The 22,820-nt window shown below is 35.0% G+C and carries 23 protein-coding genes and 1 pseudogene; 15 read left to right on the top strand and 9 right to left on the bottom strand.

Annotated features, from left to right (window positions below; genetic code table 11):
* Positions 1-30: 30 nt before the first annotated feature.
* The 4 genes from IGJ02_RS08895 (at position 31) to IGJ02_RS08880 (ending at position 3,658) form a co-directional block, all read left to right on the top strand.
* On the top strand, positions 31-618 hold the full coding sequence (locus IGJ02_RS08895; protein WP_430601754.1) for a GNAT family N-acetyltransferase: 588 nt from the start codon (positions 31-33) through the stop codon (positions 616-618).
* A gap of 356 nt (positions 619-974) precedes the next feature.
* Complete coding sequence (gene trpX, locus IGJ02_RS08890) at positions 975-1,964, top strand: tryptophan ABC transporter substrate-binding protein (RefSeq protein ID WP_430601753.1); 990 nt, start codon at positions 975-977, stop codon at positions 1,962-1,964.
* A 24-nt stretch (positions 1,965-1,988) separates the two neighbouring features.
* Positions 1,989-2,876, top strand: a complete 888-nt coding sequence (locus IGJ02_RS08885) for an ABC transporter permease (protein WP_430601752.1) — start codon at positions 1,989-1,991, stop codon at positions 2,874-2,876.
* A complete protein-coding gene (locus tag IGJ02_RS08880) occupies positions 2,873-3,658 on the top strand; it encodes an ABC transporter ATP-binding protein (RefSeq protein ID WP_430601751.1) in 786 nt (261 codons plus the stop codon). Before IGJ02_RS08885 ends, IGJ02_RS08880 begins: the two co-directional genes overlap by 4 nt.
* Before the next feature lie 50 nt (positions 3,659-3,708).
* Here IGJ02_RS08880 and IGJ02_RS08875 read toward each other — a convergent pair whose 3' ends face one another.
* Complete coding sequence (locus tag IGJ02_RS08875; RefSeq protein ID WP_430601750.1) at positions 3,709-4,167, bottom strand: threonine/serine exporter family protein; 459 nt, start codon at positions 4,165-4,167, stop codon at positions 3,709-3,711.
* A gap of 12 nt (positions 4,168-4,179) precedes the next feature.
* Complete coding sequence (locus tag IGJ02_RS08870; RefSeq protein ID WP_430601749.1) at positions 4,180-4,938, bottom strand: threonine/serine exporter family protein; 759 nt, start codon at positions 4,936-4,938, stop codon at positions 4,180-4,182.
* 238 nt (positions 4,939-5,176) lie between these two features.
* Between IGJ02_RS08870 and IGJ02_RS08865 the strand changes: the two genes are divergently transcribed.
* Positions 5,177-5,365: a hypothetical protein gene (locus IGJ02_RS08865; protein WP_010761492.1), complete on the top strand. Its 189-nt coding sequence runs from the start codon at positions 5,177-5,179 to the stop codon at positions 5,363-5,365.
* A 25-nt stretch (positions 5,366-5,390) separates the two neighbouring features.
* Here the strand turns inward: IGJ02_RS08865 and IGJ02_RS08860 are convergent, their stop codons facing one another.
* Positions 5,391-6,164: a Cof-type HAD-IIB family hydrolase gene (locus IGJ02_RS08860; RefSeq protein WP_430601748.1), complete on the bottom strand. Its 774-nt coding sequence runs from the start codon at positions 6,162-6,164 to the stop codon at positions 5,391-5,393.
* A 150-nt stretch (positions 6,165-6,314) separates the two neighbouring features.
* On the opposite strand from IGJ02_RS08860, the gene IGJ02_RS08855 reads away from it, so the two are divergent.
* Positions 6,315-7,034 (top strand): response regulator transcription factor, encoded by a 720-nt coding sequence (locus IGJ02_RS08855; RefSeq protein ID WP_010761490.1) that lies wholly within the window; start codon positions 6,315-6,317, stop codon positions 7,032-7,034.
* Positions 7,035-8,501, top strand: coding sequence for an ATP-binding protein (locus tag IGJ02_RS08850; protein ID WP_430601747.1), 1,467 nt, complete (start codon positions 7,035-7,037; stop codon positions 8,499-8,501).
* A 37-nt stretch (positions 8,502-8,538) separates the two neighbouring features.
* On the opposite strand, the gene IGJ02_RS08845 is transcribed toward IGJ02_RS08850, so the two are convergent.
* The 3 genes from IGJ02_RS08845 to IGJ02_RS08835 form a co-directional block, all read right to left on the bottom strand.
* Complete coding sequence (locus IGJ02_RS08845) at positions 8,539-9,090, bottom strand: hypothetical protein (protein WP_010761488.1); 552 nt, start codon at positions 9,088-9,090, stop codon at positions 8,539-8,541.
* Between the two features lie 4 nt (positions 9,091-9,094).
* Positions 9,095-9,805 carry a hypothetical protein gene (locus IGJ02_RS08840; protein ID WP_430601746.1) on the bottom strand — a complete coding sequence of 237 codons (711 nt, stop codon included), beginning with the start codon at positions 9,803-9,805 and terminating at the stop codon, positions 9,095-9,097.
* A 107-nt stretch (positions 9,806-9,912) separates the two neighbouring features.
* Positions 9,913-12,012 (bottom strand): LTA synthase family protein, encoded by a 2,100-nt coding sequence (locus IGJ02_RS08835; protein WP_430604093.1) that lies wholly within the window; start codon positions 12,010-12,012, stop codon positions 9,913-9,915.
* A gap of 313 nt (positions 12,013-12,325) precedes the next feature.
* Here IGJ02_RS08835 and IGJ02_RS08830 point away from each other — a divergent pair, with 313 nt between their 5' ends.
* Positions 12,326-13,498 carry a class I SAM-dependent rRNA methyltransferase gene (locus IGJ02_RS08830; RefSeq protein WP_430601745.1) on the top strand — a complete coding sequence of 391 codons (1,173 nt, stop codon included), beginning with the start codon at positions 12,326-12,328 and terminating at the stop codon, positions 13,496-13,498.
* Positions 13,499-13,536: 38 nt separating this feature from the next.
* Here the strand turns inward: IGJ02_RS08830 and IGJ02_RS08825 are convergent, their stop codons facing one another.
* Positions 13,537-14,433, bottom strand: a complete 897-nt coding sequence (locus IGJ02_RS08825; protein WP_010761483.1) for a LysR family transcriptional regulator — start codon at positions 14,431-14,433, stop codon at positions 13,537-13,539.
* 552 nt (positions 14,434-14,985) lie between these two features.
* Between IGJ02_RS08825 and IGJ02_RS08820 the strand changes: the two genes are divergently transcribed.
* The 5 genes from IGJ02_RS08820 to ybaK all read left to right on the top strand — a co-directional run bounded on the left by IGJ02_RS08820 (position 14,986) and on the right by ybaK (position 20,515).
* Positions 14,986-17,043: an FAD-dependent oxidoreductase gene (locus IGJ02_RS08820; protein WP_430601744.1), complete on the top strand. Its 2,058-nt coding sequence runs from the start codon at positions 14,986-14,988 to the stop codon at positions 17,041-17,043.
* A 16-nt stretch (positions 17,044-17,059) separates the two neighbouring features.
* Positions 17,060-17,938, top strand: coding sequence for a shikimate dehydrogenase (locus IGJ02_RS08815; protein ID WP_430601743.1), 879 nt, complete (start codon positions 17,060-17,062; stop codon positions 17,936-17,938).
* 16 nt (positions 17,939-17,954) lie between these two features.
* On the top strand, positions 17,955-19,157 hold the full coding sequence (locus IGJ02_RS08810; protein WP_430601742.1) for an MFS transporter: 1,203 nt from the start codon (positions 17,955-17,957) through the stop codon (positions 19,155-19,157).
* A gap of 14 nt (positions 19,158-19,171) precedes the next feature.
* Entirely contained in the window at positions 19,172-19,927 is a 756-nt protein-coding gene (gene aroD, locus IGJ02_RS08805; protein WP_430601741.1) for a type I 3-dehydroquinate dehydratase, read from the top strand.
* Positions 19,928-20,062: 135 nt separating this feature from the next.
* On the top strand, positions 20,063-20,515 hold the full coding sequence (ybaK, locus tag IGJ02_RS08800; protein WP_051094825.1) for a Cys-tRNA(Pro) deacylase: 453 nt from the start codon (positions 20,063-20,065) through the stop codon (positions 20,513-20,515).
* Positions 20,516-20,547: 32 nt separating this feature from the next.
* On the opposite strand, the gene IGJ02_RS08795 is transcribed toward ybaK, so the two are convergent.
* The gene (locus IGJ02_RS08795; protein WP_430601740.1) at positions 20,548-20,940 is read right to left on the bottom strand and encodes a ribonuclease HI family protein; all 393 of its coding nucleotides are present in this window, start codon (positions 20,938-20,940) and stop codon (positions 20,548-20,550) included.
* An 83-nt stretch (positions 20,941-21,023) separates the two neighbouring features.
* Here IGJ02_RS08795 and IGJ02_RS08790 point away from each other — a divergent pair, with 83 nt between their 5' ends.
* Entirely contained in the window at positions 21,024-21,467 is a 444-nt protein-coding gene (locus tag IGJ02_RS08790; RefSeq protein ID WP_430601739.1) for an EbsA family protein, read from the top strand.
* 83 nt (positions 21,468-21,550) lie between these two features.
* Here the strand turns inward: IGJ02_RS08790 and IGJ02_RS08785 are convergent, their stop codons facing one another.
* Entirely contained in the window at positions 21,551-21,751 is a 201-nt protein-coding gene (locus IGJ02_RS08785; RefSeq protein WP_010761475.1) for a cold-shock protein, read from the bottom strand.
* Positions 21,752-21,933: 182 nt separating this feature from the next.
* Between IGJ02_RS08785 and IGJ02_RS08780 the strand changes: the two are divergent.
* Positions 21,934-22,797, top strand: a pseudogene (locus tag IGJ02_RS08780) (formate--tetrahydrofolate ligase).
* Positions 22,798-22,820 lie beyond the last annotated feature (23 nt).

Raw genomic sequence — 22,820 nt, 5'->3', positions numbered from 1 at the left:
TACAGCATGTCTATGTAAGAAGTGAACGACGTGACAAGCGCTAAATGGCGGACTTTGGCGACAGATTTAGTAAGAAAGAGGACTCGACATAAAAGTGAGTCCTCTTTCAATCGTAATACGCCAAAAAAAGTCCGAATCAATCAAAATATTCGTTTGATCCCTTTTGACAAAATGCGGGAAGAGTCATTAAAGTGGTATCAGGATCCAGAAAGTATGCGTAATATCGTTGGAGTCAAGATTATCTATACAAAAGAGCAGATCCAAGAAATGTATAAGTGGCAAAATGAGCATGGTCTACTTTATTACATTGAATATTACAATGGCTTTCATAAGCAAATAATAGGCGATGTCTGGTTGGCAGAAGACGATTATGCTATCGTAATCGATCAAGCATTTCGTAATCGCCATATCGGACGAATTGTTACAAAATATTTTATCTACAAATCAAACAAAATAGGAAGGGAGTTCATTACAGTTAGTGAAATATTCAATTGGAATAAAGCGTCACAAAAGATGTTTACAAGTTTGAATTTTTATCCTTTTAAAGAGAATAAAGATAGTTGGAGTTATCGCAGACAATTAAAAAAATCTCAAAAAGGAAAAGAAAATTCAAAATAATCTCTCTTTATGACATTTTTAGACTTGACGAACAATTTCTATTTAGTGTAAACTGATTTTAATAGAAAACTATAGGAGTGATTATATGAATCGACTATCCAACCCAATCAAAGAATTGAATAATTCATGGCAAAACTGGCGTAGATAGTTGTATGTATGATACTCTCATAGATACAACTTTAGAAGACAAATTCTAAATTTTGTATCTATGTCGGTTTATTCAAGATGAATTTTCGACCACATAGATGTGTAATCTATGTGGTTTTTGTTTATAAAACAACGACCGCTCCTTTTTAGGATTTGTCGTTGTTTTTTTGTTTGAAATGCACTATTTGATAAGAAGGAGAGGAATAAATATGAGGAAAAATCGTTTATCAGCAGTTGTAGCAATCATTGTTATTTTTTTAATAGGATCATTTTTTATAGAAAAGAAAGAAACGGCTAAAGAGAAATTACCGACAGTTGGAGTATTACAGTTTGTTAGTCACCCTGCTTTAGATCAAATTTACAAAGGGATTCAGGCTGGATTGAAGGAAGAAGGCTATGAAAATGGTAAAAATATGACAATTGCGTTTCAAAATGGTCAAGCAGATCAAAGTAAGTTAGCTACGATGAGTCAACAATTGGTTCAAGAAAAAAAATCGGATGTTTTGATTGGGATTGCTACACCAGCAGCTCAGGCACTTGCAAATACGACGTCAGAAGTGCCAATTATTCTTGGTGCAATTACTGATCCTGTTAGTGCAGGGCTTGTAAAAAACAATCAAAAACCGGGCGCTAATATCACAGGAGTAAGTGATAAATCGCCTGTAAGTGCTCAGTTTGATTTAGTAACAGAAATCTTGCCGAAAAGTAAAAAAGTCGGAATCTTATACGCATCGTCTGAAGAAAATTCTAAATATCAAGTCGAAGAAGCAAAAAAAATTGCCGAGGGAAAAGGTCTGACTGTAAAAACATTCGCAGTTCCTTCTAGTAATGAAATCGCACAGACAGTTCAAGTAATGACGAGCGAAGTGGATTTCATTTATATCCCTACAGATAATACAATTGCTAATGCAATGCAAACAGTGGTAAGTGAAGCAAACAAAACTAAAACACCTATTATTCCCTCCGTTGATACAATGGTAGAACAAGGTGGGGTAGCTACAGTCGGCATCAATCAATTTGAATTGGGTGTTCAGACAGGTAAGATGGCAGCAGATGTTTTGTCTGGAAAAGCAAAGCCAGCCACTACACCGATTTATACCTTTAAAACAGGAGAGATCATCATTAATCAAAAACAAGCAGATAAATTAGGCGTTTCAATACCTGAAAATATCGCATCAAAAGCAAAAGTTATAGAGTAAACTTAAGGAGAGGAAGAGGATCAAATGATAGTTTCAGCAATTGGACAAGGAATGTTATGGGCAATATTAGGACTAGGTATTTTCATGACATATCGTATTTTAAATTTTCCGGATATGACGACAGAAGGTTCATTTCCACTTGGAGGAGCAGTTTGCGTTACCGCAATCACTTCAGGTGTTCATCCGATTTTAGCAACTTTATTAGGCGTTTTGGCAGGTATGTGTGCAGGTCTTGTGACAGGATTACTATTTACAAAAGGCAAAATACCAGTAATATTAGCAGGGATTTTAGTCATGTCAGGTTTGAATTCAGTTATTCTTTACGTGATGCAGACACCAAATTTATCATTATTGAATAAACCAAAAATCCAAGATTTCTTTTTACAATTAAATTTACCTAACTACTATGATATTGTCTTTTTAGGGGTGATTTTTCTAACGATTATTATTAGTTTATTACTATTTTTCTTCAATACAAATTTAGGACAAGCATATATTGCAACGGGAGATAATGAGCATATGGCGCGTTCGATCGGGATTAAGACGGATTCTATGAAAATATTAGGTTTAACCTTATCAAATGGCGTGATTGCTTTATCTGGTGCATTAATCGCTCAAAATGATGGATATGCGGATGTTAATAAGGGAACTGGTGTGATTGTTATCGGTCTAGCATCGATCATTATTGGAGAAGTTTTGTTTGGAGAATTGACGTTTGCAGAGCGTTTAGTGGCAATCGTTGTTGGAAGTATCATTTACCAACTACTCATTCTACTTGTTATTAAACTTGGATTTGACACAACATACTTAAAAATCTTTTCAGCCGTGATCTTAGCAGCTTGTCTGATGATTCCACAACTAAAAAAAGCATTGAATTTACACTTTATACCAAAAAAGGAGGGTGACAAATGAGCACAGTCTTAGAACTTAAAAGTGCGGTAAAACGTATTGATAATGGATTGAATGAAACAAAATTGATTTTAAATAATGTGAATTTGAAAATTTCTCAAGGCGAGTTTGTTACGGTATTAGGTGGTAACGGTGCAGGCAAAAGTACGTTGTTTAACAGTATCGCTGGAACCGTGTCCTTAAGTGAAGGTGATTTATTCATTAACGGACAAAATATTACAACTTATTCTGAAGAAAAACGAGCGAAATATTTATCCCGTGTTTTCCAAGACCCTAAGATGGGGACAGCACCAAGAATGACTGTAGCTGAGAATTTATTATTAGCCATGTATCGAGGTAAAAGACGCGGGTTGCGTTTGCGTAAACTAAATGAAGAGAGAGCTTTATTTACTAAAATATGTAGTGAAGTAGGAAATGGACTAGAAAATCACCTAGATACACCAACAGGAAACCTTTCAGGGGGGCAAAGACAAGCCCTGAGCTTATTGATGGCAACCTTGACTAAACCTGACTTACTACTTTTAGATGAACATACGGCAGCGTTAGACCCTAAAACATCTAAGCAATTGATGCAACTTACAGATCAAAGAATCAAAGAAGGGGCGTTAACTTGTTTAATGATTACCCACCGTATGGAAGATGCCTTAAAGTACGGTAACAGACTGATTGTTTTACAAAAAGGCCAAATCATTAAAGACTTAAATAAAGAAGAAAAAGAAAAATTGACCTTAAAAGATTTACTCTTATTCTTTGAAGAAGAGACAGAAGAAATTTCGATTGACTAAATAAAAAGATCGTTCAGGCAGTTTGAAGGTTGCTTGAATGATCTTTTTATTTAAGTCTGTTTGGTTACTGATTTGTTTTTATCCAATAGATTTTTTAAAAGTCGTTCAACAATCCCTGTTACCATAAAACCAGCAGCGATTGCACCTGCTGTCATAATCACTTTAATGATAGAATGGGCACCGCCAATATAATCACCTAAAACAATATTTCTAACAGCTTGATAAGCTGGACCACCTGGAACTAAAGGAACAAGACTAGGGATATTAAAAATCGTCATCGGCATCTTTTTTTTGCGCGAAAAATAAATACTTAATAGACCAATACCGATTGCTCCAAGAAAATTAGCGAAAATTTCTCCAGCTTCCATGTTTTTAGTAGACCAATAAATCATCCAGCCGACAGTACCAGTGATACCACAAGCATTTAAAACTTTTCTAGGGACATTAGTAACAATCCCAAATGTAACCGTACTTAGATAGCTAAATAAACAATGAATAACAACTTCCACATTCATTTCTCCTTACATAAATAATTTAAATACAATTGCGATCCCAATTCCAATCGATCCAGCAACAAATATCGCCTCTGTTGCACGTGCTGTCCCGCTTAATAGATGTCCTGCCAAAATATCTCGGAATGAATTTGTGATAGCAACACCTGGAACCAGTGGCATGACAGCTCCGATAATAATATTATCAATATTTCCAGCTAAGTGGAATCTCACTGCTAAATAGGCTAGCAGACCAATTGTGAAAGCTGACAAAAAATCATCTAAAAATTTGATATTTAACCATTCCTTGGTGAAATAAGCAACGCTAAAACCAACCATGCCAACGAAAAATGTGGCTAAAAAATCTTGCCAAGTTCCTCCGAAAATATACATTAATGTACAGCTGACAATTCCGGCGGCAAAGATTTGCAACGAAACAGAATAAGTTGGCGCTTCATGGTTAATATTTGTAAGTTTTTGATTGAGCTCTTCTAATGTAATCTCTTTGTCCGCAAATTTCCTCGAAAGGTTATTTACGATTGCTACTTTTTCTAAATTGATACTTCGTTCAGTCACATTTTCTAATTGGGTGTAATTACTTGAACGAAAGCCCATAAAAAGCCCTGTCGCAGTAACATAACTAACACTTTCTTTTTGACCAGCGTTTTCTGCAATTCGATTCATCGTATCTTCAACACGATAAACTTCAGAACCACTTTCAGTCATGATTTTACCCGCCATTAAACAAGTATCTAAAATAAGTTGTATATTTGATTGTTGTTCGTCCATGTAAAAAAACTCCTCACAGTAAATTAGCCGTAAAATCAGTGTATCATTTTTTAGAGTCGTTTGAAATGGATAGTGTGTTTTACAAGAAATAAATGAACTATTATGTTTAGAGTTTCCTTAGAATTATAAAGAAACACTAAAAAAAGGTAGGAAACTTCACAGATACCCAAAAGATCCTTGCATTTTCTAAACAAAAGTCCTATCCTTATAGATAACAAACCAAAGGGGTCTAGATATTATGGATAAGCAATGGTCACTTTATTCAGTAAGCAGTCTGATTTTACTTGTATTGTTAAAAAGAACTTTAGATCAAGGACATTTAGGATTAAGCGCGATTTTGCTTTTTCTCTTACTGATTCAAGTGACAGGAACCGTTATCTGTGTTCATCAAAAAAGACATAAAAAAGAAATCCCATCTTCTAAATAAGAAGAGGGATTTTTTTATACAGTTTTTAGATCAAATCGAAATGTTTTAAGGCGTGAACAATTCCGCCTTCTGTATTTTTCTTAGTAATATAACTAGAACGCTCTTTTAATTCAGTCCGCGCATTGCCCATAGCGATTTTATTGTCACACGCTTCAAACAAAGCGAGATCATTGATTCCATCGCCAAAAGCAAAGGTTGGAACTTTGGGTAACGCCAATGTTTTAAACAGATTGTTTACACCAGTTCCTTTAGAAACACCTTTTCTGACAGTATCAATAGAGTAAGGACCATTGCGATAAAAGGTCATTTCTGGAAAATGTTTTAAATAATGTTCATCACCATCTTCAGATAAAACTAGCATCATATTCACTGTTTTATTTTTTAAACTGGATCGATCGATTATTGGGACATCCGAATGGATAAAAGCATATGCATTAGCTAAAATCTCGCTGTGACCAGAACACCAAATTTGTTGATCGTTATAATATGAGATTTCATGTCCTAGACTTTTGACATGTTCATACATTTTCATGCATTCTTCATAAGTAAATTCATCCGAATAAACTTTTTTTCCTTCTACTTGAATAAATTGGCCGTTCATAACGATTGCTGAATCAATCCCACTGTCTCTCATAATTGGTTCAATTTCCACAACAGTTCTACCAGTTGCGATCATTGGTAAAATATTGTTGGCTTTTAAACCACTGATCGCTTTTGTTATCTCTGGTGTAATCTGTGACTTGTCATTCAATAATGTTCCATCTAAATCAAAAAAAGCAACTGCTTGTACATTTTTCATGAATTTTCAACGTCCTTTCATTATTAATCTTATCAAAAATTGAACAAAAGACAAAGCTTTTTTGAAGAAAGGTAGAAGTTATTGGAGCTGGGTGGTTTTTAGAGTATAATATAAATGACGTTAAACTTGAAGGGAAGAGGCGATTAAATAATGAATGTATTAATGATAGAAGATAATGAGTCAGTTTCAGAGATGATGCAAATGTTTTTCTTAAACGAGGGCTGGGAGGCTACTTTTAAATATGATGGAAAAAAAGGATTGGATGCGTTTTTAGAAAATCCTGAAAAATGGGATATGATCACTTTGGATTTGAACCTACCAACAATGGACGGAATGGCAGTTTGCAGGGAAGTTCGCAAAGTATCTAATACTGTTCCGATTATTATGCTAACTGCTAGAGACTCAGAAAGTGATCAAGTAATTGGGTTGGAAATGGGTGCGGATGATTATGTGACAAAACCATTTAGTCCATTAACCTTGATTGCACGGATAAAAGCACTGCATCGACGTTCAGAAATTGGCGAACATGCACCAGAAGGGACGGATCGTTCCGATGATCAATTTGATGTAGAGACCGATCACTTTAAGATGAATACAAAAACAAGAGAAGCATATCTTGATAATAAATTAATCGACGGTTTAACGCCAAAAGAATTTGATTTGCTTTATACATTGGCAAAGAAACCAAGGCAGGTATTTTCGCGTGAACAATTATTAGAAATGGTTTGGGATTATCAATATTTTGGTGATGAACGGACTGTAGATGCTCATATAAAAAAATTGCGTCAAAAAATTGAAAAAGTTGGACCACAAGTGATTCAAACTGTTTGGGGCGTAGGGTATAAATTTGACGATTCTGGAGTAGTCTAAATGAAGTATTTATATCAACAATTACTGGCCTTTTGGGGTGTGATTATTTTAATTATTTTGATCGTTGGGACATCATTCACTCAACTGACCAAAAAAACACTTCAGGATAATAACTATGAGCAACTTAGAGGGTATGCCATATCAGCTTGGAAAACAAAAGATTCGATCAACAGACTTCCTGGAATGACGGATCAAGATATTTGGAATACGTCGTTTAGTTTGTTTGAAGGTTTCTTGAGCAATCAAGATGTTCAATTTGTTTTTTATGATAGAAATATGCAAGTTCAATATCCTTTAACTCCGGGGAAAAAATTAGACAATTCTGTAATCAAAGATAATTGGGATGCATTGATGGAAGGGCAGCAAGAATACGCAACAATTGATAAAGATATTTATGGGGATAAACGTATGTCATCTTATGTGATGATGCCAGTCAGTACAACGAATGCCCAAAATGAAAATATCATCATAGGTGCGCTAGTCATTACGCAACCAGCGAAGAATGTTTCCAATAGTGTTGATGCTATAACAGCTAATTTGTTCAAAGGATTTATCATCTCTAGTATCGTTGGACTGATTTTGAGTTATTTCTTTGCTAGTTTCCAAGTTAAGCGAATCAATCGTATGAGAAAGGCCACAAAGGAAATTACGAGTGGCAATTTTGATGTTAAACTGGTTACGCATGATAAGGATGAATTTGATGATCTAGCTGAAGATTTCAATAAAATGGCGGAGTCATTGAAAGAATCTAGAGAAGAAATCGATCGCCAGGAAGAGCGACGACGTCAATTTATGGCGGATGCTTCTCATGAGATGAGAACACCGTTGACCACGATTAATGGGTTATTGGAAGGCTTGCAATATAATGCGATTCCAGAAGGACAAAGAGAGAATGCTATTAAATTAATGCAAAATGAGACGTCACGCTTAATCCGGTTAGTGAATGAAAACTTAGATTATGAAAAAATCAGAACAAATCAAATTAGTATCGTAGTGAAAAAATTCGATGCTACCGAAACGCTGAAAAATATTCTTACCCAGCTAGAAGGGAAAGCTGAATCAGCGAATGACAAGCTCATATTAGAAGCGGATGAAGGTATTGATGTGTATGCTGATTATGACCGTTTTGTTCAAATAATGGTGAATATTATTCAAAATGCGATCCAGTTTACTCAGGATGGTGAGATTCGAATCCAATTACAAAAAGGATACTTGGAGACGATTATCACAATTTCTGATACAGGAATCGGCATGACAGAAGAACAAGTGCAAAATATTTGGGATCGTTATTATAAAGTTGATCCTTCAAGAAAAAATACAAAATATGGTGAATCTGGTTTAGGTCTATCCATCGTTCAGCAACTAGTTCGTCTGCATAAAGGTAAAATCAGTGTAGAAAGTCAAGAAGGAAAAGGGACTAGTTTTAGTATTTCATTTCCTGATGTAGAAATAGAAGATGAAGTATAAAAAAAACCAGTTAAACAGAAATTGTTTAACTGGTTTTTTAAGCTGTTTTAATGATTTTATCCATATATGGGCTTTCAGCAATTTGAATATCTTTTGTCAAAACTAGAATAGCTTTTTGCTTTTCTTTTGCTATTTTTTGAAGTAAAGGCAGTAATTCTTGCCTTTGAGCAATGGAAAGTTCTTGAAAGATATCATCAATAATGATGATATCTTTTTCTATGAGTAACAATTGAACTAATTGGAGTTTAACTTGTTCAAAAGAAGTTAATTGCTCTTCAGACTTGTTTAAGATACTCGTGGTAAGCCCAACATAATCGAATAAATCATTGAGTAACTTCTTTTTATCCTTTTCTTTAACAGAGGACCCAACAAATAAGTTGTCTTTAATAGAAAGGTAGGATAAGAAGATATTTTCAGCTAAAATAAAGCCAACAGCCATGGATTTTTTCATATCAAATGTTTTATCGATCAAGAAGTAAAAATCAGCCTGAATACTGCTTTGGTCTTCTAAAACAACGGTCATATGTTGTTGTTGGAACAATTCATTAAAACTTTCTTCGGTCCAATTTTTTGCTAAAGGAAAATTCATTCACTCACGTCCTAAATACTTTTTTCGATGTTTTTGAAAGAAAATAAGTTGCAGATAAGGTGATTCCAGTTGCTATAGCTAGCAATAGAAGACAATTTTTTGTAAAAGCTTTAAAAATAGTATTAACAGATAACCCGCTTATTCTCATAGATAAAAAATATGTGTCTCCAGCTGTATTGATAAATTGATTTGGTGTGCTTTCTACAATTACTTTGGAAGAGAAAAAAGGCACTCGCTTAATGCCCATTTTATCAGCAAGCAAAGGTCTAGCATGTAATAAAATATACTCATATGTATGCTGAAAAACTATAAGAAATACGGCAGTAGTAATGATACCTATGATCATTGGAATAATACTTTCTAAAATAGATTGTTTGATAACGAAGCGATTTGAAAACCCCATAATGCGCCATTTCATCATGTCTTGTTTTTTTAATTTCAAGGAGATAAACAACAATCCTGTAATTAGAATCATCCAAATAAACAAGATAAATAAATATATAGAAGAATACATCTGCATAATTTTTTGATAGTTTGTATGATAGTCAGTGTTGTTGATTATACTACTTACTTGAGTATAAAAAGATCTCTCTATATCTCTCAGGTTTAAAATACCTGTTAAGATAAATAGAAAAAAAGTGGAACAAGCACCAATGACAAATGAAATTTTTTTATGGTAAGAAACGCTAGCAAAAGCGTAACGTAAGTTTTTCAAATAGGATCACCTCACTAAACTAAGTATAAAAGAAGAATATGAATAAATTATGAATAAGATATAAAAAAGCTTGAGTAAATTACTCAAGCTTTCGTGATTATTCTGTGTTATTTTCCAGATTTCAGATAATCTTGGAAGGATTCAGTATGATATTTATCAACCGTTGACGTGTTGTTATTTTTACTATAAACACTCGTTGAATCGTTTCCTTTTTCATCTTCGATTTTTTCTAATTGTTTCAATTGGTCTTTGTAATTATAGTTATCCGGATTCACTGGAGTCAATCCGCTATTTGTGTAAAAGCGTAACAAGTCACCATTGGTTGTTTGATCAGACATTTGAAGTTGTAAGTTTGCTTTGTCTTTCAGTGCTTTAGCTTCTTGTTTTTCTTGTTCAGTAGGTTCTTCTAGTAAACGACCAGTTGCTGTTTCGTAAATGCTTGAGCCTAACATAGTATATTTTGGTGAAACGTAGTTCCCATTTCTAAACGCAACGAGTTGAGAATTTTCTTTAGAGAACAGGTCTTGTCCCATTTGAATATAATTTTTAGTATCAATACCCATTAAATGTAACAGGGTAGGTAACGCATCGATTTGGCCACCATAAGTGTGATTGATTCCGCCATTTGTTTGCCCTGGAACATGAATCATATAAGGAACACGCTGCATCGTTGAATTGTCAAAGTCATTCCAAGTTGATTTAGTTTTACCAACTAATTCAGCTAAGTTATCATTTCTAGAAGTAGAAATACCGTAATGATCACCATAAAGGACAATCACTGAGTTATCATACAAGCCAGAAGCTTTTAAATAGTTGAAAAACTCTTCAACTGATTTATCTAGATAGTTTGCTGTAGCGAAATAACCATTGATGGTTTCATCAGATGTTTGAGCAATTGGGAAACCAGCCTCATCATTTGTAAATTGAGAATATGGATAGTGATTAGAAACAGCAATAAATTTAGAGTAAAATGGTTGTTGTAATCGTTCCAAATATTGTGCAGACTGTTGGAAAAATGGTTTATCATGCAAGCCATATTGGAATGAATTATCTTCATTAACATCATAGTAATTAGCATCAAAGAAGTAGTTATAGCCTAAATGTTTGTAAGTTTCATTTCGATTCCAGAAGTTACCGGCATTTCCATGGAAAACAGCACTTGTGTATCCTGCCTCTTGACCTAAAATAGCAGGAGCTGCTTCAAATGTATTTTTACCACCAACTTGTGTGAACAATGAGCCTTGACTAAGACCAAATAATGAATTTTCAAACATCGTTTCAGCATCACTCGTTTTTCCTTGTCCCACTTGATGGAAGAAATTGTCAAAACTATAGGTACTGTTACTGTGATATAAACTATTAATAAAAGGAGTAACGACATGTTCGACACCTTTTTCATCTTTTAATTTATAATCAATCAAAAATTGTTGGAAACTCTCTAAATGGATATAGATAACATTTTTGCCTTTAGCCATACCAAATGTATCCGGATTTGGAGCGGCATAATGACCCTTAACGTAATCAGAAACAGCATCCATATCGTTCTCACTAGCTTCCGCTCGAACTTGGTTGGTTTGATAAGTTGTTACGCCATCATATACTGTAAAAGCATTTAAACCTAAAAACTTAACAATGTAGTCACGAGAAAATTGACGACCTAATAATTGAGGACGGGCTGTTTCAGCTAATGTTAAGTTTGCTACAAAGAACAAAGCGGACAACATGCTGATTGAGACAGCGACACGAGCTCTAACTGGACGTTCATCCATTTTGATTTTTTTAGTAAGTAGCAAAATACCAACGATAATAAAGTCAAGCCAATAAAGTACATCGTACGGTCTAAATAAACGTAGAGCACTTTCACCAAGACCACTAGCAACTTTCCCCGCACCAAGCATAGTATTTACTGTAATGAAATCAGTAAATTCTCTGTAATACACCACATTTGAGAACAACAGTAAAGACATTAAAAAATAAATCACCATCATAGTAATATAAGAAGCTTTCTTTCTTCTCACATATAATGCAATAGCCAATAAGAAGAAAGTGGAAGCTATTGGATTAATGAAAAGAATAAAATACTCAAAGGCATTCTCAATTCTTAAGTGAAAATCAACTGTATAAGCAAAAATATTTTTCAACCAGATCAATACAGCAACAAGCCCAAAAAGTCCCAACCTGGTATTTAAAAATTTAGGCATATGCATTTTTTTTATAATATTCAAAGTAAACGTATCCTTTCCAAAATCAGATCTAAGAGAAAGTAACAGGAAAATATCAGAAACTTTCTATATACTGTTACAATTCTACTCTGTCTGTAATTCTATGTCAATTTAAATCAAGATTTGTGCTGATAAAGTTAACAAAGTTTTACTTTTCTTAAGATATCAACTCGTCTTAAATTAATTCTAGCTAACGACACAAGCGGTATTTTTTGATATACTAGCGAATGATGGGCACACAAGCGCCTGAGCTATTCTTATATAAAAATTTAAATTGAACAAACAAAGGATGACAAGAATGAATATAATGGTAACAAAAAAATCAGAAAAGAAGTTTAAAGGAAGATATCCTCTTATCCAAAAAGAAGATTTACATGATATACCTAAGACATTTTCAAATGAATGGGTGAAATTTGTCGATAGTAAAGGTCAGTTTATTGCGACAGGCTACCTTGGTGAACAAAATAAAGGGATCGGCTGGTTAGTCAACTGGCAAGGCAGCGTGGACGCTCCTTTTTTAGAAAACTTATTTTTAAAAGCTAAAAGCCACCGAATGGTTTATGAACAAGATGAATCGACTTCTGCTTACCGCATATTTAACGGAGAAGGGGACGGACTTGGTGGGCTTATTATTGATCGCTACGATAATTTTGCTGTATTTTCATGGTACAACAAAACCTTATATCAAAAAAAGGAAGAAATCGTCCAAGCGTTTAAAAAGAGCTTTCCGGAAATTGTAGGTGCCTATGAAAAGATTCGTTTTGCAAGCAAATTATTACCAGAATCACAGAAATTATTTGGCAATGATGCACCGGAACCTCTTTTGGTTTATGAAAATGGTGTACTCTATGCTACATATTTAAATGATGGCTTGATGACAGGAATTTTTCTTGATCAAAAAGAAGTGCGTGGTCGATTGATTGAAGGCGTTGCGGCTGGAAAAACAGTCTTAAATATGTTCAGTTATACCGGTGCATTTTCGGTTGCTAGTGCGATGGGTGGCTCAAGCGTAACAACCAGTGTAGATTTAGCCAAACGCAGTTTATCAAAGACGAAAGAACAGTTTGAAGTGAACCATCTAGCTGTAGAAGACCAAAAGATCATCGTAATGGATGTTTTTGACTATTTTAAATACGCTGCTCGTAAGCAAATTCGTTATGATGTAATCGTTTTGGATCCTCCAAGTTTCGCTCGAAATAAGAAAAAGGTTTTTTCAGTTGCTAAAAACTATGGGGATTTAGTGAAGGATTCTGTTGATATCCTAGAAAAAGAAGGCTTGTTGATCGCCTCAACAAATGCTGCAAATATTTCGCTAGAAAAATATAAAAAAATGATTATTGAAGCGTTGGAAGAAAAACAAGTTCGTTATCAATTCAAAGAAACCTATCAATTACCTAGCGATTTCAAAACAAATAAGCACTTTGAGGAAGGCAATTATTTGAAAGTCTTTTTCATTGAAATAAAGAAATAGAAAAAAGGGGGCTCAGCTAAAGAGCACTCCCTTTTTTTCTATTGATAAAATATGTTTTGTGCAAAGGGCACAATAAATTCTTTAAAGCGCAAAGCAGCTGGTGAAAGAAAATGGTCTTTTTTGGTCGCTAGGTATATATAGCGAGGAAAAAAATTATCTTCAAGAGTCAGTGTTTTGACATTATAAGCAGCAATCGAGGGGATTTTCGGCATTAATGCAATTCCATAATCATGAGCTACAAATCCTAACATCGTATGATCTTCCTCAACTTCACAAACAATTGTTGGTGTGATTGAAGCGGAAGTTAACATTTTATCAAGATAGGGACGCAAGCCACTTCTTTCATTAAAATAGACAAAAGGATACTCATTCGTTTGCTTCAGAGAAATACTATCATATGAAGCTAAAGGGTGATTTAAGGGAACGACCAAAACAATTTCTTGTTCCGTTAAAATCTCGTAGTTAAGTTGTTCATCCTCTTTTAGCTTAGAAGTAATGGCAATATCTACCTCTTCCTTTAATAGTAAATCTGTCATATCGGAGGAATTACCTTGAAATAAATTAAAACGAATCTGTTCATTACCAGGATAGGTCGAAAATTCCTTCATTAGCATCGGAGCTAAAAAAGAACCAGCGGTATAAATAAAGCCAAAATCAATCAATCCTTTTTCTGGGCTGACCAATTCTTTTAACGCACGTTCCCCTTTAGCTAACTCTTCTAAAGCCGTTGAAACATACGTATAAAAAAATTTCCCATATTTTGTTAGCTGAATATTCCTGCCTTTTTTTTCAAATAATTGCGCATCAAGTTCCTTTTCTAATTCTGACATAGAGTGACTTAAATTCGGCTGGGTCGTATTCAATAACTTGGCCGCATGGGTCATATGTTGGGTATCCGCCAACATTCTAAAAAATTCTAATTGTCTCAAATTCATATGAAATACTCCTTATCAGTAATGGCTTCTTATGCACAGTTTAACAATAATTATGAAAATATGCACCAGCTAAAGAAAAAAAGATTCACGTTATATACATAAATTATATTTATCGAAAATATAAAAAACATTCATTGGAATTTATTGGTTAGATGAATTAAAATAAATTCATAGAAATTGTGAAAAGAGTAACAATTGAAAAGCATTAATTAAGTGAGCTTGTTTTTAATAGACAATTAGGGTTAAGACAAAAAGCGCCTCAATCATAATTTCCTATTTTTATGTCAGAATCGAATGAGCCACTTCGCTTTTAATGTTATCTAGCTGCACAAATCAATCCTTACGAAAATAGAGAAATTGACTTCAATAGCAATTTCCTGATTTTCTCTAGGCTTAACCGATTTGTTCCGCTTTTATTGTTATCTATCTTCAAGAGCTAGTCTCTCGGTAAAAAGATAAAAAATAAATGAGACAAAAAGCGTCTCAGTTATTTTTCCTATTTTCCTGTCGAGACTGAACGAGCTCTTTCAGCATTTAAATTAGGAGGTTATCATGAATAATTATCAAGCAATCTTTGAACCTTTAACTGTAAAACGAATGACTTTAAAAAATCGAGTTGTTATGCCACCAATGGGAACAAACTTCGCTAATATGGACGGAACGTTTAGTATGCAACACGTTTCGTATTACGAACAACGGGCTAAAGGTGGAACTGGTTTAATTACTTTGGAAAATGTGTGTATTGATTATCCTATGGGGACCAATGGCGCCCGTCAATTAAGGATGGACAACGATCAATACATTTCAGGATTATGGCATTTTAACGAAAAAATGCATGCGTATGGTGCCTGTACGTCAGTTCAAATCAATCATGCGGGAGCCTCTGCATACGGATTACGTTTAGATGGAGAGCAACCCGTTTCGGCATCGAACATTCCTTCTAAAAAAGGCAATCCGATACCACGACCACTGACCGAAGAAGAAATATATGGTATTGTAGATCGTTATGCAGATGGTGCTTTAAGAGCACAACGTGCTGGATTTGATTGTGTAGAAATTCACGCAGGTCATTCTTATCTATTGAGTCAATTTTTATCTCCTTTATACAATAAACGAACAGATAAATTTGGTGGAAGTCCAGAGAATCGTGCTCGTTTTACAAAACTAGTTGTTGAAGCTGTCAGAAAAGCTGTAGGACCATTTTTCCCGATTTCGTTACGGTTCAGTGCCGATGAACTATTAGAAGGCGGTAATACATTAGAAGATACCATTGAGATTTTAAGCTATTTTGCGGACGAAGTAGATATTTTAAATGTGTCTGCAGCATTGAATGATAGCTTACAATATCAAATCGATAAAATGAATTTAGCAGACGGTTGGCGTGCATATATGTCAAAAGCGGTCAAAGAACGTTTTCCTGATAAAATAACAGTTACATCAGGAAATATCCGTAGCCCTAAACGAGCAACAGAAATTCTAGAAGCTGGAGACGCAGATTTATTAGCAATGGGCCGTGGTTTGATTGCCGAGCCTAACTGGGTCAATAAAGTTGCAAATGGACAAGAAGACCTACTTAGAAAATGTATCTCTTGCAATATTGGTTGTGCGGATCATCGGATCGCCAAAGCACGTCCAATGCGTTGTACTGTCAATCCAGACCTGCATTATGAAGATGAGTATAAAATGAAACCTATTTTGCATCCAACTAAAATGGTTGTGATTGGTGGAGGAACGACTGGACTTGAAGCAGCAGCCACAGCAGCTGAAGTTGGTGTTAGCGTTGAACTTTTTGAACAAAAAGAGTATCTAGGTGGATTAGGGCATGAAATTGCTCGTTTCCCTGACAAAAAAAGAATTGATGATTTTATTACTTACGAAATCAATCGTTGCAAAGAATTGGATAACTTAGCGATTCATCTAAATCATGCAGCAACATTAGCTGATATCGAAGCTATAGGACCAGATATCATTGTTAATGCAACAGGTGCAAAACCGTTATTACCACCAATCAATGGATTAAATGAACAACTAGATAATCCAAACAGAAAAATCTTTTCTATTTTTGATATCTTAGAGGATATGTCAAAATTCCAAGAATTTGAAGGAAAAGAAGTTGTTGTGATCGGTGGAGGTGCTGTTGGTTTAGACGTTGTGGAGTATTATGCCGAACGTGGTGCTAAAAAAGTCAGTATCGTGGAAATGCAAGGTGAAATAGGGAAAGATCTAGATTTGATCACAAAGCTTGCGATGATGGAAATCGTTGAAAAATTTGGTGTGGAAGTTCATGTAGAAACGAAATTAACAGAAGTTAGAGAAAGTAGTTTCTTAGTTGAAAAAGATGGAGAAATGATCGAATTACCATTTGACTTAGGTTTTGTATGTTTAGGGATGCGTGCAGAAGCACCAATGATTCGCGAATTAGACCAGTATGCTAGAAGTAACGGTGCAGTTCTTTTAAATATGGGTGATAGCAAAGTAGCTAGACGGATCATGGAAGGGACAAGAGAAGCCCGCGACATTCTAAAAACAATTGAAGTGCTAGAAAACACACGAACACAAAAAGCGTTGTTTGAACAAACAAAAAGTCTACAAGCAACACAAACTATATAAAGTGAGGGAATTTAACATGACAGAAAGAATTGACGGACACACATTATTAATCAGTTTGATTGCGACACCGATTCGCCATAGCCTGTCACCAACCATGCATAACGAGGCTTTTGCTAAATTAGGTTTAGATTATGCTTATATGGCTTTTGAAGTGGGCAATGAAGAATTGAAAGACGCAGTTCAAGGAATTCGTGCATTAGGGATTCGCGGTTCAAATGTTTCAATGCCGAATAAGCAAGCAATTATTCCTTATTTAGACGAACTTTCACCAGCTGCAAAATTAGTCGGTGCGGTTAATACTGTAACGAATAAAGATGGAAAAGGTCATTTAGTTGGGCATGTAACGGATGGTACTGGCGCAATGCGTGCGTTAAAAGAAGAGGACGTAGAAGTCAAAAATCAAATCATCACGATGACTGGTGCTGGTGGTGCGGGAACGGCAATTGCGATTCAAGCAGCATTAGACGGGGCCAAAGAATTACGTATTTTCAATATCAATGACCAACACTACAAAAATGCTGAAGAAACAGTGAAAAAAATCAATGAGAACACAGAATGTAAAGCAACATTGACTGATTTATCAGATCAAGCAGCATTTAAAGAGTCAATCAGTGAAAGTAGCATTTATATTGATGCAACAGGTGTGGGGATGAAACCACTACAAGAAGAAAGCTTGATCAATGATCCGGAAGTTATCCGTCCAGACTTAGTTGTCTTTGATGTTGTTTATATGCCAAAAGAAACAAAATTATTAAAATTTGCTCGTGAACATGGTGCAAAAAAAGCGATCAACGGTTTGGGTATGATGCTTTATCAAGGGGCAGAAGCATTCAAGCATTTCACTGGGGAAGATATGCCTGTTGACTATATTAAAGAACTACTATTTAAGGACTAACAGTTAGGAGAAAATGATGAAAAATAAATACACACCGACCGCCATAGGTCTATATATCAACTACATTGTCCATGGGATGGGCGTTATTATTATTTCACAAAACCAAAATTCGTTGATGACACAATGGGATACGGATTTGATGGGGATTGCTAAAGTTATTTCGATGTTAGGGATTGGTCGTTTGATTGCCATCATGATCTCAGGGCGCTTATCTGATAAGTTTGGACGTAAGCCATTTATTTATTTAGGAATGGTTACCTATGCCGCTTATTTCTTTGGAATATTGTATAGTCCAAGTGTTGAGTTAGCCATGTTTTTCGCAGTAGTTGCCGGGATTTCAAATTCATTCCTAGATTCTGGAACCTATCCTGCATTAATGGAATCATTTCCTAAAACAGCTGGAACAGCCACAGTTTTGTTAAAAGCCTTTATTCAAGGAGGACAATTTGCTCTTCCATTGATCATTAAATTCTTAGCTTCAAATCACTTATGGTTTGGTTGGTCATTTATGATTGCCGCAATTTTACTGGGGATCAATGCGATTTATTTGTGGAAGCAACCGTTTCCTGATGCAGATGCTAAACTTGCTGAAGAAACTGAAGAGATAGTAGAACAAGCACCAACAGTGAAATTTAAATCAAAACCTAAGATGGCGATCGAAGGGGTTGCTTTTGTTATCTATGGTTTTATCGCGCAAGCAACGTTTTATTTAATCAGTCAATTTATCGGAACCTATGGTGAACAAGTTGCCGGCATGGCTCAAACTGATGCAGGTGTCTTAGTTTCTTATTATTCGATTGGTTCTTTACTATGTGTAGCATTTACAGCAATTATGGCTTCTAAAGTTCGTTCAGTGTATCTAGTTGTTATTTATACATTTGTTTCATTTTTGACGATCGCTATTATGTGGTTATTCCCAACTCCGCTTGTTTGTATGATTGGCGCAGCATTAGTCGGTTTCTTTGCCGCTGGTGGCGTGTTACAATTAGGACTGACAGTGATGGGTGAAATGTTCCCAGCAGGTAAAGGGACAATCACAGGAATCTATTATACGTTTGGAAGTATTGCTTCATTTGTTATTCCAGTAGCAGCCGCTCAAATCGCCAAAACGAATGTACGTGGTATCATGTTATTCGATACGATCATTGCGGGAATCGGTTTTGTTTTAGCGGTTATTATTTTTATTCGCTATCGTCAAACGATCGATACATCTAAATAGGGAGGATACAAAAAATGAATACAGTCACAGTTAAAAACGTAACTCTCGGAAGTGGGAGCCCTAAAATTATTGTTCCTTTAGTAGGTAAAAATGAAACAGAATTAATCGAAGAAGCCAACCATTTAGTAACGATCGATTGTGATCTAGTGGAATGGCGTGTTGATTTTTTTGATCAAGTAGCCGATTTTCAAGCAGCTGCTGAAATGTCAAAAAAGATTGCAGAAATCTTAAACGATAAACCAGTTCTGTTCACGTTTCGTACGAAACAAGAAGGCGGCGAAATTGCGTTTTCAGATGAACAATACTTTGGTTTGTACAAAACAGTCATCGAAAATGGTACAATTGATTTATTGGATGTTGAATTGTTTATGGATGATGCTCTTGTTCAACAAACCATTCAAGCAGCACATGAAAAAGACATCAAAATTGTGATGTGTAACCATGATTTTGATAAAACACCCAACAAAGAAGAAATTGTTTCAAGATTATGCCGTATGCAGGAAAAAAAGGCTGATATCTGTAAAATTGCTGTAATGCCGCAATCTTCCGATGATGTATTGACACTTTTGTCAGCTACAAATGAGATGAAGACGATGCATGCAAATCGACCAATCGTTACGATGTCTATGGGGCAACTAGGAATGGTCAGTCGGATGTGCGGAGAAGTTTTTGGTTCAGCCATGACTTTTGGTGCCGCTAAAAAAGCTTCTGCACCAGGTCAAGTTCCAGTTGGTGAACTACGAGACGTTCTTAAAACGTTAGCTTTATAATCAATAGACTAGTTAGAAATGAGTTGTCTTGTTTCTAACTAGTCTATTTTTCTTGCATCCGTTGATTTCTTTGATAAACTTAATCATGAGGTGAATAAATTGGCTAAGAAAAAGAAAGCACAAAAAACAAATGCAATGCGAATTGTTGAACAACATAAAATCACATATAAAGAATATGAATTTGAGTGGAGTGAAGACCATTTAAGTGCAGATAGTGTTGCTGTAAAATTAGGGATCGAGGATGGAAAAATCTTTAAGACGTTAGTAACTATAGGCAATAAAACTGGTCCTGTTGTCGCCGTTATTCCAGGTAATAAAGAATTGGATCTAAAAAAATTAGCAAGTGTAAGTGGTAATAAAAAAGTTGATATGCTTCATCTGAAAGATTTAGAAGAAACGACTGGCTATATTAGAGGTGGCTGCTCTCCAATCGGAATGAAAAAACAGTTTCCAACGTACATTGCTGAAGAAGCAAATTCCTTTGATGCGATCATTATTTCGGCAGGTAAAAGAGGGATGCAGATTGAATTATCTCCTCTGTCTATTCTTCAAGTAACAAATGGTAGCATAGCCAATTTAACCATGTGAAATTGAAATGATCGCGTTAGGCTCATTTTCTACTAATATTTTTGCAATGCTTGTTTAGCTAATGTATCTGCACCTTTATTTTGGCTTTCAGGAAGCCATTTTACTAGCAATAAAGGAAAATGACTTTCTAATTGCTGATATGTATGTAAATAAGGTTGGAATAAAGGGTTTTTGGCATGATGTTTTTCAATTGTTTGAACCACGATTTTACTGTCGGAGTGGATCAGTACGGTTTGATCGTTTAGTTTTTTTTCAATAACAAATTCCAACGCTTTAATAAAAACTTTAAATTCAGCCTCGTGATTGGAACACTCTCCAAGAGGCAAGTGGATTTGTTCATGAAGTGCATCACCTACAATTACAATACCGCCACCACTTGGGCCAGGATTTCCTTTTGTTGCAGCATCGACATATATTCGTAACATAAAAGTCTCCTTATTTTCTTTTTGTTAAAAGTTGAAGTGTGGTACTATTATAACATACTGAATTTTTATTAAGGGGTCGCTACATGAAGAAAAGAGTCTATCATTGGCAACCAGAATTATCAACAGCGATAATTTATTGGTCCTGTACATTTGGCATTTTATTTTTGAGTTTGATTTTAACATTAGAACATACTCGTCCTTATTTGATTAGTAATATTGTGTTAGGTCTTTTCTTTTTCTTTGCTTTTCTGGGATGCAACCGTTATTTTATGATTGAAGATGAATTTTTGATCGTCCATGCATTATTACCAATGAGACGTAAAAAAATAACGTTACCTTCAATCGAAATGATTCGAGTCGGGCCAAAATGTATTGAAATAAAATCGTCTGAATTTAAAGAACACACACAAATGTTTATTATGACCAAGAAAAATAAAACAGCATTTTTGGAGTCAATCAAGCAGAACAGCTTCTTTACAGCAACTGTTATTGATGACCCTGAATTGACTATTGGCAAACATTATTAAAAAGAAGAGCTAAGCAAAACCCTAGAGGTTTTGCTTAGCTCTTCTTTTTAATTATTCATAAATGACAAGCAAATAGCTTTTTTCTATAATTTTTTTACATGAGCAGCTTGTAAGCCACGTGTACCTTCCATTACTTCAAATTCTACAGCTTGATTTTCTTCCAATGATTTAAAGCCATCTTCTTCGATTGCTGTGAAATGAACAAAGATTTCTTCGTCCTCATTGTAACCAATAAATCCGTAACCTTTTCTATTATCGAACCACTTGACGAACCCTTTTTCCATTCAAATCACGCTCCTTTATTTTCTAAAGTCTAGCATCATTATAAAGTGAAAAAAGCAACCCGTCAATCTTTTGTAAAAAAGTTATTTTTATAATGGAAAAGTACTGAATTAAACGTTATAACGAGTTAAAACTTAACGAAAAATGATATTTGGTTAAAATAGTTTGGGAAAGAGCTTGTATGATGAAAACAGATATAGAAATTTCTCGAAATGTTGACTTATTACCTATTAATAAAGTATCAGAATCAATTTGTCTAACTCAAGAAGATCTAGAATTATTCGGTAAATACAAAGCAAAAATTGATTTTAGTCACCTCGATTAATCCAACTCCAGCGGGAGAAGGTAAATCAACAGTTACGATTGACTTAGGAGATGCGTTGAATCATATTGGAAAGAAGACCATTATTTCCTTACGCGAACCTTTATTGGACCTGTTATGGGCATCAAAGGTGGAGCGACTGGCGGAGGATATGTTCAAGTATTGTCGATGGAAGATATCAACTTGCATTTCACTGGAGTTAACGATAATGTAAAAGAGATTGCTACTTTACGGAAATTATGTGAAACAATCCAAGTACCAGTTGAATTGACGAGTGTTTGGGGAAAAGGGGCATAAGGTTGTGTGGCTTTAGCAAAAAGGGTTACACAAGTTATTGAAAAAGAGACAGCTGATTTTAAAACGATTTATCAAATGGGGATGAATCTAGAAGATAAAATTCACGCAATCGTAACGAAAATCTACGGCGGTAGTGATGTAGCGTTTTCTAAAAAAGCACAAAACCAACTTGCTACTTTTGAAAAATACGGTTGGGATCGTTTGCCAGTAAGTATGGCAAAAACGCAATATTCCTTGTCTGATGATCCTCAAAATTCAGGGCATCCAGAAGGCTGTACAATAACGATTCGTGATCTAGTTTTTAAAATTGGTGCAGGTTTTATTGTAGCTTTAACGGGGGATGTCATGACGATGCCAGGCTTGCCGAAAAAAACTGCTGCATTGAATATGGATGTTGATAAAGAGGGACAGGCAATTGGATTATTTTAATCTGTAATAATTGATAATAGTAA

It is taken from the genome of Enterococcus sp. DIV0724b (assembly GCF_050531475.1).
In the GTDB taxonomy this organism is placed as follows: Bacteria; Bacillota; Bacilli; order Lactobacillales; family Enterococcaceae; genus Enterococcus_L; species Enterococcus_L haemoperoxidus.
This window is presented reverse-complemented; position numbering and strand designations above follow the sequence as displayed.